9 protein-coding genes are annotated in these 10,367 nt (G+C 64.9%); 2 read left to right on the plus strand and 7 right to left on the minus strand.

All coding sequences use genetic code 11. From position 1 onward, the window contains the following. Positions 1-15 precede the first annotated feature (15 nt). Entirely contained in the window at positions 16-1,134 is a 1,119-nt protein-coding gene (locus AB5Y91_RS03430; RefSeq protein WP_368169082.1) for a glycosyltransferase family 9 protein, read from the minus strand. 210 nt (positions 1,135-1,344) lie between these two features. Between AB5Y91_RS03430 and AB5Y91_RS03435 the strand changes: the two genes are divergently transcribed. Further along, a complete protein-coding gene (locus AB5Y91_RS03435; protein ID WP_163137855.1) occupies positions 1,345-2,466 on the plus strand; it encodes an HPP family protein in 1,122 nt (373 codons plus the stop codon). 30 nt (positions 2,467-2,496) lie between these two features. On the opposite strand, the gene AB5Y91_RS03440 is transcribed toward AB5Y91_RS03435, so the two are convergent. Continuing rightward, positions 2,497-4,428, minus strand: coding sequence for an amidohydrolase (locus AB5Y91_RS03440; protein WP_163137856.1), 1,932 nt, complete (start codon positions 4,426-4,428; stop codon positions 2,497-2,499). 183 nt (positions 4,429-4,611) lie between these two features. Between AB5Y91_RS03440 and AB5Y91_RS03445 the strand changes: the two genes are divergently transcribed. Then, positions 4,612-5,310, plus strand: coding sequence for a TetR/AcrR family transcriptional regulator (locus AB5Y91_RS03445; RefSeq protein ID WP_368169083.1), 699 nt, complete (start codon positions 4,612-4,614; stop codon positions 5,308-5,310). 69 nt (positions 5,311-5,379) lie between these two features. Here the strand turns inward: AB5Y91_RS03445 and AB5Y91_RS03450 are convergent, their stop codons facing one another. The 5 genes from AB5Y91_RS03450 to AB5Y91_RS03470 form a co-directional block, all read right to left on the minus strand. Then, positions 5,380-6,633 carry a D-amino acid dehydrogenase gene (locus tag AB5Y91_RS03450; protein WP_368169084.1) on the minus strand — a complete coding sequence of 418 codons (1,254 nt, stop codon included), beginning with the start codon at positions 6,631-6,633 and terminating at the stop codon, positions 5,380-5,382. A 153-nt stretch (positions 6,634-6,786) separates the two neighbouring features. Beyond that, positions 6,787-8,307 carry a cryptochrome/photolyase family protein gene (locus AB5Y91_RS03455; protein ID WP_368169085.1) on the minus strand — a complete coding sequence of 507 codons (1,521 nt, stop codon included), beginning with the start codon at positions 8,305-8,307 and terminating at the stop codon, positions 6,787-6,789. Next, positions 8,307-8,447: a DUF2256 domain-containing protein gene (locus AB5Y91_RS03460; RefSeq protein ID WP_163137860.1), complete on the minus strand. Its 141-nt coding sequence runs from the start codon at positions 8,445-8,447 to the stop codon at positions 8,307-8,309. Before AB5Y91_RS03460 ends, AB5Y91_RS03455 begins: the two co-directional genes overlap by 1 nt. 161 nt (positions 8,448-8,608) lie before the next feature. Next, on the minus strand, positions 8,609-9,529 hold the full coding sequence (gene pbpG, locus AB5Y91_RS03465; protein ID WP_139744283.1) for a D-alanyl-D-alanine endopeptidase: 921 nt from the start codon (positions 9,527-9,529) through the stop codon (positions 8,609-8,611). 352 nt (positions 9,530-9,881) lie between these two features. Further along, complete coding sequence (locus AB5Y91_RS03470) at positions 9,882-10,334, minus strand: NUDIX pyrophosphatase (protein WP_234689845.1); 453 nt, start codon at positions 10,332-10,334, stop codon at positions 9,882-9,884. Positions 10,335-10,367 lie beyond the last annotated feature (33 nt).

Here is a 10,367-nt window from a genome sequence, read left to right on the forward strand (position 1 = left end):
AGGGCCTTAAGCCCCTCAGGGGGTAAGCAGCAGGGGGGCGCCGGTTTGCGGGTATGGTGCTGGGCTTTGCGGCCTGTGCCACCCCTGCGATGGTGCCTCCCGCGCCAGCGCCTCGGCCAGCCAGCGCCCGTCGAGGGGGATGGCGTTGCGATCCTCGATCACCAGATTGAGGTGCTGGGCGCCGAGGCAGCCGTAGCGCGCCGGGTCTGTCTGGGTGAAGAGTCCGAGGCAGGGCACGCCGCTCGCGGCCGCCAGATGCAGGGGACCTGTGTCGCAACTGACGAAGAGGGCGAGGCCGCGGGTGAAGCGGGCCAGCTCGCTCATGCTGGCCAGGGATAGGTGCAGATCCCCCAGCAGGGGTTGGGGGGAAGCCGGATCTTCGAGCTGGATCAGCAGGGCATCCGGACTGTGGCGGCGTAGCTCCCCGAGCAGTCGCCGCCACTGGGTGGCGGAGAGCCCCTTGCCCTTGCGGGCGCCGGTGAAGAAGCCGATGAGGGGGTGGCCCGGGTGGGCCCGCCGCAACGCGGCCAGCGGCGGGCAGGGGGCCAGGAGCACGCTGCCAAGCTCAATCTGCTCCGCCGGGTTGCCATGGCAACCGAGCAGTTGCAGGGGCTGGTGGGCGTAGTGGCAGCCACTGTCGGGGCTAAGGGGCTGATCGAACAGGGCATCCCCCTTGGCGTCGTCAAAGCCGATCTTCTCGCCGGCCCGCACCCAGGCGGCGATCAGGTGATCCGTGCTGGAGGCGAAGGGCACATAGACGCTGTCATAGTGCCGCTGGCGCAGGCGCCATAGCACCGCAAGGGCGCCGATCAGCTGCTTGCCCTGCAAGCGGATCCGATGGATGGCCCCCAGTTGCAGATCGGCGAGAAAGGGGAGCAAGGAACCGCCGCTGCACACCAGCTCGATCTCGGCTGTGGGGTGATCCCGTCTCAGCCGCTGCAGGAAGGGCAGCAGGAAGAGGTTGTTGCCGATGCGGTGGGTGCTGCGAATGACCAGGATCCGCCGGGGCGCCTGAGGTGAGGGGGGCAGGCGGCCCCGTCCGGCCAGCCAGGCGAGGGTGGCCCGCTCCAGCCCGGCGGTCCAGCTGCGGCGCTGGCCATCGAAGCGGCGCAGGGCATCTCTGAGAGTCTTCATAGCGTTTGGCTCCGTTCATGAGGATGGCAGCAAGGTGACAGCCGACCCTTAAGCCAGCGTTAAGAGGGAGGAAAAAGTGCCGTGGAGCCGGTGGCGGCAGGATCAGCGGGCGATAAGCCGGGTGGTTAACCCCTGGCGGGCTGGTATTGGACCGGGGTTACTGGCTAGAATTGCGCATTTGAAATAAATGTTATCGTCTTCGGGAGCAGGATGCAGTTCAGGGATTTTTTGCCGGTATCGACCAATACCAGCCTCAAAGAGAGTTGTTACGGTGCCCTCGGCGCCTTCGTCGGATTGCTGGGCACCGCCTGGCTCTGCCAGTGGGGGTTGGGGCTGGAGGTGCACTGGCTGATTGCCCCCATGGGAGCCTCCGCCGTGCTGCTGTTTGCCGCCCCGGCGAGCCCTCTGGCCCAGCCCTGGTCCATCCTGGTGGGCAACGGGGTCTCGGCCTTGATGGGGGTACTGAGTGCCAGCCTGGTGCCGGACATGGCCCTCGCCTCGGCCCTGGCGGTGATGCTGGCCATCGCCGCCATGTTCCTCACCCGCAGCCTGCACCCGCCCGGCGGGGCCGTGGCCCTGACCGCCGTCATAGGCGGCGAGGGGATCCGGGCGCTGGGGGTGGGTTATGTGCTGCTGCCTGTGCTGCTCAACTCCCTGCTGTTGCTGAGCCTGGGGCTGCTCTACAACCGCGCCCTGGGGCGCCGTTATCCCAATGGCGGCAAGGTGGCGCCCAATCGTCACCAGACGGCGGATCCCCAGCCGAGCGCCCGGTTGGCCACCCAGGACATCGACTTTGCCCTGGACAAGCACGGGGAGCTGCTCGACATCAGCCGCCAGGATCTGCAGGAGCTGCTGCAGGAGGCCCAGTTGCACGCCCTGCGGGGGCGAGTGGGCACGGTGCGCTGTCAGGATGTGATGTCGCGGGATCTGGTGGTCAGCTCCCCAGAGGCGTCAGCCATGGCGGCCTGGGATTTGCTCTCTCATCATCAGATCAAGGCGTTGCCGGTGGCGGACGAAGAGGGCCGATTGGCGGGCATCATCACCCTGCATGATCTGATGATCGACAGGGAGAGCCGCCAGCCCAGGGGGCGGGAGGCGCTCGAGCAATTGCGGGTGGCGGATCTGATGACCCGGGAGGTACGGACGGCGCGGCGCTACCAACCCCTCTACGATCTGGTAGAAGCCTTCTCCGACGGGGGCTTGCACCACATGCCTGTGGTGGAAGGAGAGCGGCTGGTGGGCATCATCACCCAGTCCGACATGGTGGCGGCCCTCTTCACCCTGGCCCTGCAACCCGGGCAGGCGGAGGAGGCGCCCGCCTGCGAGCCATAAGAAGCGGGCCCCTTGCGGGGCCCGTTTTGTTCAGGGTTTGGGGTAGACGGTCTCCCCCATGAAGACCGTCTGCTCGACCCGGGTCTGTGCGATCTGCTCCGGCGTGCCGGCCTTGACCAGGGCGAACAGGTCCCGGTCCAGCACGATGAAGTCCGCCGACTTGCCCGCCTCGATGGAGCCGGTGATCGCCTCCTGACGTACCGCCCTGGCGCCGTTGATGGTGTAGGCGGCCAGCATCTCGACAAGGGAGGTGCGCTGACTGGCCCTGAAATCATCGCCGCTGCCGGCCGCCTTCACTATGCCGGCGGCCATGTTCTCGAACGGGCGCGGGTCCCGGCTGTCCACCGGGGCGTCGCTGCCCGCCACCAGCACGGCGCCAGCCTGGCGCGAACTCTCGACCGGGTAGAGGGCGTCATGGAGATAGCCCATGGGGTCGTAGATGGCCTCGCTCAGGGACTGTCCCACCCTGGTTGGCTGGATGAAGGGGCTGACCAGCATGTCGTAGGCAAGCTGGGGCGTGGTCCAAGCATAGGTGAAGGTGAGGTAGAGGCCAAGTTCGCCGAGGCGTTTCTGATCGTCCGGGTGCACCACCTGCAGGTGGGCCAGGGTGTGGGGGATGCCGCTCTCCCCGTTGCTGGCGCGGGCCGCCTCCAGGGCATCGAGGGCTACCCGGGTGCTGCGATCGCCGATGCTGTGCATGTGGATGCCAAATCCGGCCCCATCCAGCGCAGTGACGTAGCGCGTCAGATCCGCCTCCTTGTAGTTGACTATGCCGTTGCTGCCCGCATCCTCGCTGTCCGCTGTGATGCTCACCTCGCCGCTGTCGGGATCCAGGGCCAGATGAGGACTGTGGTAGTTCTCCAGCATGCCGGCGTTGGGCAGGAAGGGGGGGCTGGTGAAGGGATCCCCCTCCAGCACGCCGTCGAGGAAGATCTTGACCGCATCGGCCTTGATCAGGGGGTTGCCTGCGAAGGCGTCACGCACCTGGTTCGCCTTGGCCAGGTGCCCGTCGATGTCCAGCTTGCCGCTGTAGTCATCCTGGTTGAAGCAGGTGGCGGCGGTGACGCGCATGTGCAGCAGATCCTGGTCCTGCATCTTGAGCATCCGATCCCGGATGAAGTCGTTGGCGCAGGCATCCTGCACCCCCGTGATGCCGCGGGACGCCATCAGCTCGGAGATGGCGGGGAGTATCTTGTCATACTGGGCCTCCGCCTGTTCCCCCTCCGCGCTCAGCACCCCGGTGTCGGGGACCGCAATGGCGCTGCGGGCCGCGTCCCGGATCACGCCGGTCGCCAGATCCACATAGGGGATGAAGGCCTCGAACACGCCGCCCGGGGCCAGGGTGGTGGCATTGAAGCCGACCACATTGCCATCTTCGTCCTGTGCCAGCGCTAGCGCCTGTGAGTTGTAGCCGCCGGCATGGCCGTCGACCCCGGCCAGCATCACCGGGTTGTTCGGTGCCGCCGCATCCAGGGCCGCCAGCAGGGTGGCATGGGTGGCGGTGGGGGTGTTGCCGTCATAGGGCGACCACTGGTTGACCACCAGCCAGTCCCCGGGGGCCGGGGCGTAGCGGGGCAGGCACTCGCTGACCTTGGCCGCGAGCTGATCCAGGTTGACGCTCTGGCCGTCCAGATCGCACATGTCGAGCGCAACCGTGCCGAGCAGGTGGATGTGGTTGTCGTGCAGGCCGGGCAGCACCATCCTCCCTTGCAGATCCACCACCTGGGTCGCACTGTTCTTCAAGGCCTCGGCCCCCGCGCGTGAGCCCACATAAGTGAACTTGCCCCCTTGCACCACCATGGCCTCGGCCTGGCTGCGTTGCCCATCCTGGGTGTGGATCTTGCCGTTGAGATAGAGGGTGTTGCCGGGCGGCGGCTCACTGCTGTCTTGCTGGCAGCCGAGCAGGCCACTCACCAGCAGGGCGATGGCGCCCAGCCTGAGACGGGGGTGTTTGCTATCCATAGCGCGCTCTCCTTGGGTTAATTGCAGTTTTTACTGCAGATATGAGCACTTATGGTTATTGCAGCTATTCTGAAAAATGCCAGTGATTGCTGCACTTTTTTTGACTTGTGTTTACCTTGTCTCATCATGTAGTTATGACAACCAGTCGCCCCTTGGGGGCGGAGACCGCATCGGGGGAAGAGAATGTCACAACACGTGCTGCCGGCCGAACTGTGCATGCGGCGCCAACCCAGGCAACTGCGCAGCCAGGAGGTGGCGAGCCGCATCGAGCAGGCCACCCTGGCCCTGTTGCAGGAGCAGGGGTTTGCGGCCCTCAACACCAACGCCATCGCCGCCCGCGCCGGGGTGGGCATCAAGTCGCTCTACCATCTGTTCCCCAACAAGGAGGCCATCATCTGCCGGCTGGCCCTGGACTGGCTGGCGGCGGTGTGCGAGGCGCAGGAGAGCATCCGCGAGCAGGCCGACAGCTGGCCGCAGACCCTGCTGATGCTGGACGAGGCGCTGGAGGAGCTGGATGAGCGCTTCGTCGGCTATGGGGCGCTGTGGCAGGCGATGGATCTCATTCCCGCCCTGCACGGGGTCGAGCAGGAGCACGAGGGGCGTCAGGTAGCCTTCTGGTCCGAGCGGCTGCGCCACTTTGGCTGCCGCTGGCCCGAGCCCGAGCTCACCACCCTGGTGCGCTATTTCTATCGGACCGCGGACGTGGCCAAGCAGTGCACCAAGGGGCAGGGGGAGGCGGGGGCGCAGCTGTGGCAACTGCATAGACGCTGGAGCGAGCAGCTGATGATGGCGGCCATCGAGGAGCCGGATCCCGCCCGGGTCTGGCAGTCGATGCCGGGACTGGTGCCGGGTCGCCAAGCCGCCGCGAAAGGGGGCGAATAGAAGAGAGGCGAATAAAGAGAGGGAGTGCCAGGCACTCCCTCTCTTGCATCTGGCATTGCGCCCTGCGGGCTAGCCGTAGCGGGCCAGGGTCAGCCCCTCGTCGCTGATGGCCGGAGCGCTGCCCGAGATGAGGTCGCTGAGTAGTTGGCCCGAGCCTGCCGCCATGGTCCAGCCCAGGGTGCCGTGGCCGGTATTGAGCCAGAGGCCCGGGATGGGGCTGGGGCCCACCAGGGGCGTGCCGTCCGGGGTCATGGGGCGCAGCCCGGTCCAGAACTCGGCCCGGGGGAGATCGCCCCCCTCGGGGAAGAGATCCCTCACCACCATGGCCAGGGTGTCGTGGCGTCTGGGGTTGAGCGCCAGATTGAAGCCGCTGAGCTCGGCCATGCCGCCGACCCGGATCCGCTCATCGAAGCGGGTGATGGCGACCTTGTAGGTTTCATCCAGCACAGTGCTGCGCGGCGCCCCAGCGGCGTCCGTCATCGGCAGGGTGAGGGAGTAGCCCTTGACCGGGTAGACGGGGAGCTCTATCCCGAGGGGGCGCAAGAAGCCAGTGCCATAGCTGCCCAGAGCGCAGACGATGGCGTCGGCCTTGAAGCGCCGCTCGCCGGCACGCACCGCCACGGCGCGCCCCTGGGCGAGCTCGACCTCGTCGATGGCGCAGTTGAAGATGAAGTTCACCCCGAGCCGCCGTGCCTCGTCAGCCAGGGCCTGGGTGAAACGGAAGCAGTCACCCGTCTCGTCCCCCGGCAGGCGCAGGCCCCCCACTATCTTGCCGCGCACCCTTGCCAGGGCGGGCTCCACCTCTTCACAGCCGTCGGCATTTAGGGACTGGTAGGGGACGCCGTACTCTTCAAGCACTTCGATGTCGCGCTGGCTGGCATCGCGCTGGGCCTGGCTTCGAAACAGTTGCAGGGTGCCGAGCTGGCGCCCCTCGTAGTCCAGCGCCAGCTCGTCGCGCAAAAGCTTCATGCAGTCGCGGCTGTATTCGGCCAGGCGCACCATGCGCCCCTTGTTGACCGCATAGGCTGCCGGGGTGCAGTTGGCGAACATCTTCAACATCCAGCGCAGCTGGAAGGGATCCGAGGTGGGGCGCACCGTGAAGGGGGCGTGTTTTTGCAGCAGCCATTTGGCCGCCTTGAGGGGAATGCCGGGGGCAGCCCAGGGGGAGGCATAACCCGGGGAGATCTGACCCGCATTGGCATGGCTGGTTTCAAGGGCCACCCCGCCGCGCCGCTCCAGCAGGGTCACCTTGTGACCGGCTTTGGCCAGATACCAGGCGCTGGTCACACCGACCACGCCACCACCGAGTACCACTATGTCCATCTTGTCTCTCCTTGACTGGGGCCTCCACCTTAATCAGCCGCCACAGGATATTCAACTGGTGTCGTTATCATTGGTGATTATCACCATTCACATTTTGTTAACTGGCTCTCAATGTTGTCATTTGCTCACTTTCTGGCATTAAATCCGGTAGATTCAGAGTCGTTCCAGGTGGAGCAAATGGTGCTCCGCCGTCGCCAGGATTGCCTGTTGCCGGGAGGTTGGCTGACCATCCCAGTTGGCATAGGGCAGGGCGAGGCGGGGGTGGCTGCCGAGCCTCTCCCGATGGCGCCATAAAAAGTGCCAGTAGAGGCTGTTGAACGGGCAACTGTCCGGCCCGCTGCGCTCCTTCACCTCGTAGTGGCACCCTTTGCAGTAGTGACCCATCCGCTCCAGGTAGGCGCCGCTGCTGGCGTAGGGCTTGCTGCCCATCAGACCGCCATCGGCAAACTGGCTCATGCCGCGGGTGTTGGGCAGCTCCACCCACTCGATGGCATCCACATAGATGCCGAGATACCAGGCATCCACCTCATCCGGATGGATCCCCGCCAGCAGGGCAAAGTTGCCGGTCACCATCAGCCGCTGGATATGGTGGGCATAGGCGTGATCAAGGGACTGCTGGATCGCGTGGCGCACGCAGGCCATCCGGGTCTGCCCGCTCCAGAAGAAACCGGGTAGGGGGCGCTCGGCCCCCAGGGCATTGACGCGACCATAGTCCGGCATCTTTTCCCAGTAGAGGGCGCGGACAAACTCGCGCCAGCCGAGGATCTGGCGAATGAAGCCCTCCACCTGTGCCAGGGTGATGGTGGCCTGATTGGCCTGCCAGTGGGATTCGGCGGCACGGATCACATCGAGGGGATGGAGCATCTTGCTGTTCATCGAAAACGACAGGCGGCTGTGGAACAGGCTCCAGCCCCGCTCGCTCAGGGCGTCCTGATAGCGGCCGAAGTGGGGTAGGCAGTGTGTAAGGAAGTGTTCAAGCAGCGCGCGGCTCTGGCGCCGGGAGACGGGCCAGGGCAGGGCGGCGGCATCGGCTGTGCCAATGGTGGCGACGCCGTGGCGGGTCAGCATGGCATCGATGTCGCTCACCTCGTTGGCAAAGGTGAGGGTTGCCGGTATGGGCTGGCGCTCCGGCAGTCTGGCGCGGTTCTCGTTATCGAAGTTCCAGCGCCCGCCAAGGGGCTGGCCATTTTCATCGAGCAGCACCTTGTACTGCTTTCGCAGGGCGCGGTAGAAGAACTCCATCCGGCTGTGGGGGTAGTGCCGCCAGCCATCCCGGGGGGTGAGAAAATGTTCGCTGTCCACCTCGCGGGCCGGGATGGCAAGACCTGCGGCCCAGGTTTTCAACTGGTTGGTAAGGCGCCACTCGTCCGGGCTCTGCCAGGCAAAGCGCTCGGCTTGATGGTGGGCGATCTGGGCCGCCAGCAAGCTGGGCAAATCGGGCCAGGGGGCGCTCTCGTCCAGGGTCAGGTAGCAGACCCGGTGGCCCGCCTTGGTGAGGGCGGCGGCGAAGGCGCGCATGGCGGCAAAGAAGGCCAGCACCTTCTGGCGATGATGGCGGCAGTAGTCCGTCTCCTGGCGCAGCTCCGCCATCAGGTAGCAGACAGCGGGATCCGGCGTGCGAAACCAGCTGTGACCGGCGTTCAGTTGATCCCCGAGGATGAGGCGCAGCTCCATCAGGCGTGCTCCTTCTGACGGCGGCAGCGTTCGCTGCAGTAGCGCACCTCCTGCCAGCAGCGGGCCCACTTGCGCCGCCAGGTGAAGGGACGCTGGCAGACGGGGCAGACTTTCTCGGGTAGATGAGGTTTGAGGTGCATGTTCCGCCTCGTTCACTGGGTTGACCGATCTCTGCCTGCATAACGAAGCGCAATCAGGATGGGATCACAGTGGGACGGGAAAGAGGTCGTGCCGGCTTGCGAGGGGAGAGGCGCAATGGGAAGGCCCCCGCACCTGTCGGTGCGGGGGCCTTCTGTGACCGTTACTGGTTGCTGAACAGCTTGGTGCGGGGCGTGGACTGGGCGGTCAGGGTCATGCGGCCCGAAGTTTCCAGCCAGGTTCTGATCTTCTTGGCGTCGGCCACCCGCTCATCCGTGGTATTGGCGTGAAGCAGCACCATGACCACGGGTTCATTGTTGACCCTGGTGTCCATCACCAGGCAGCGACCCGCCTCGCGGATGTAGCCGGTCTTGGAGACCATGATGGGCCAGCTCCCTTCCCGCACCAGGCGGTTGGAGTTGTGGTACTGCATCTGGCGTTTGCCGTTGCGCACCAGCCTGTGCTCTGTGGTGGAGTATTGGCGGATCAGCGGGTAGCTGGAGGCGCTGGCCACCAGCTTGGCGAGATCGTGGGCGCTGGAGACGTTGCGCGGGTTGAGCCCTGTGCTGTCGGCGAAATGGGTGCTCCACATGCCGAGCATGCGGGCCTTGGCGTTCATCGCCTCGATGAAGGCGCGGCGACCGCCGGGGTAGTGTCTCGCCAGAGCAGAGGCGGCCCGGTTTTCCGACGACATCAGGGCGATGTGCAACATGTCGGCGCGGCTGAGACGGGAGCCTATGGCCAGGCGGGAACCTGTGCCCTTGATCCTGTCCACATCGTCCATGGTGACGGTGAGCATCTCGTTGAGGCGCTGGTTGCCATCCAGCACCACCAGCGCCGTCATCAGCTTGGTGATGGAGGCGATTGCCATCACCCGGTTGGCGTTGCGTTCAGCCAGGATCTCCCCGGTTCTGGGGTTGGCGACCACGAAGGCATCGGATCCCAGGGCGAGATTGGTGCGTGGTGCTATCAGGCTGTTGGTGGAGGAAGAGGTCGCAGAAAACGGGTTGGCATGGGCGCTTTCCATGCTGGCGGGAAGGAGGAAGGCGCCGAGCAGCAGGGGAAGAAAAGGACGAAGGTTCATGGTTTGGCTCTACTACGACTGACAGGGACATTTGGCTAAGTTATATGACGGTAATTGACGCTTCACAACGTCTGACGGCCCGATATTTCCATTTTATGGGATGGCTCACCTTGAAATAACCGATTTCACGGCTATAGCGCCCTCTCACGGGATTCATAATGAGCCATGTATGGCACGCACATTGGCCTGGTTCAGCCCGTCATGGGGCGCACTATATGCCCTTTCTGACCAATCATTGCTACTCTTTTTGCACCTTCCGGGGCGGCATTGGACCGAAGGCACCATTAATCCTCTTTGTGTCGGGAAGATAGGCGCCGGCAGGGGCTGCGAGGGGGATGCCAGCCGACCCGGATCAGCGCAGCGCCACCCTCATCAGCGGCGAGGGGCTGCGCGCCACAAAATGGTGCCAGACATGGTCATAGAGCGCCTGCTGTCCGGGAAAGCTGACCAGTGCCTTGGCCTCGGTGAGCGAACACCAGCGGTACTCGGTGTGCTCGTCGTTGAGGGTCACAGCCTGATGGGGCGGGCAATAGACCACGAACACAGGCACCACCATCACGGAATTCGTGGCCGCGTCGTAAAACTGCTCCAGATATTGGCCGTTATAGAGCTCGGTCACTTTGATGCCCGTCTCCTCGCCAAATTCGCGCACTATGGTCTGCCAGCCGGTTTCACCCGCCTCGACCGTGCCCGCCACATGGCACCAGAAGCCACCCTTGACCCTGTTCATCAGCAACATCTTTATCTGGCCATCGATTTCAGATAGTGCCACTCCGGCAACGGCGTTGCAGCGAATGGGGATCATGCCTGTACCTTGTCGTCGTGAAATCACGGTTTG

The sequence above is a fragment of the Aeromonas sp. R4-3 genome (assembly GCF_040908275.1).
GTDB lineage: Bacteria > Pseudomonadota > Gammaproteobacteria > Enterobacterales > Aeromonadaceae > Aeromonas > Aeromonas rivipollensis.

Bases quoted from the DNA above. Each gene is read 5' to 3' on its own strand.
- AB5Y91_RS03430 (WP_368169082.1), bottom strand. From the start codon at position 1,134: ATGAAGACTCTCAGAGATGCCCTGCGCCGCTTCGATGGCCAGCGCCGC.
- AB5Y91_RS03435 (WP_163137855.1), top strand. From the start codon at position 1,345: ATGCAGTTCAGGGATTTTTTGCCGGTATCGACCAATACCAGCCTCAAA.
- AB5Y91_RS03440 (WP_163137856.1), bottom strand. From the start codon at position 4,428: ATGGATAGCAAACACCCCCGTCTCAGGCTGGGCGCCATCGCCCTGCTG.
- AB5Y91_RS03445 (WP_368169083.1), top strand. From the start codon at position 4,612: ATGTCACAACACGTGCTGCCGGCCGAACTGTGCATGCGGCGCCAACCC.
- AB5Y91_RS03450 (WP_368169084.1), bottom strand. From the start codon at position 6,633: ATGGACATAGTGGTACTCGGTGGTGGCGTGGTCGGTGTGACCAGCGCC.
- AB5Y91_RS03455 (WP_368169085.1), bottom strand. From the start codon at position 8,307: ATGGAGCTGCGCCTCATCCTCGGGGATCAACTGAACGCCGGTCACAGC.
- AB5Y91_RS03460 (WP_163137860.1), bottom strand. From the start codon at position 8,447: ATGCACCTCAAACCTCATCTACCCGAGAAAGTCTGCCCCGTCTGCCAG.
- pbpG (WP_139744283.1), bottom strand. From the start codon at position 9,529: ATGAACCTTCGTCCTTTTCTTCCCCTGCTGCTCGGCGCCTTCCTCCTT.
- AB5Y91_RS03470 (WP_234689845.1), bottom strand. From the start codon at position 10,334: ATGATCCCCATTCGCTGCAACGCCGTTGCCGGAGTGGCACTATCTGAA.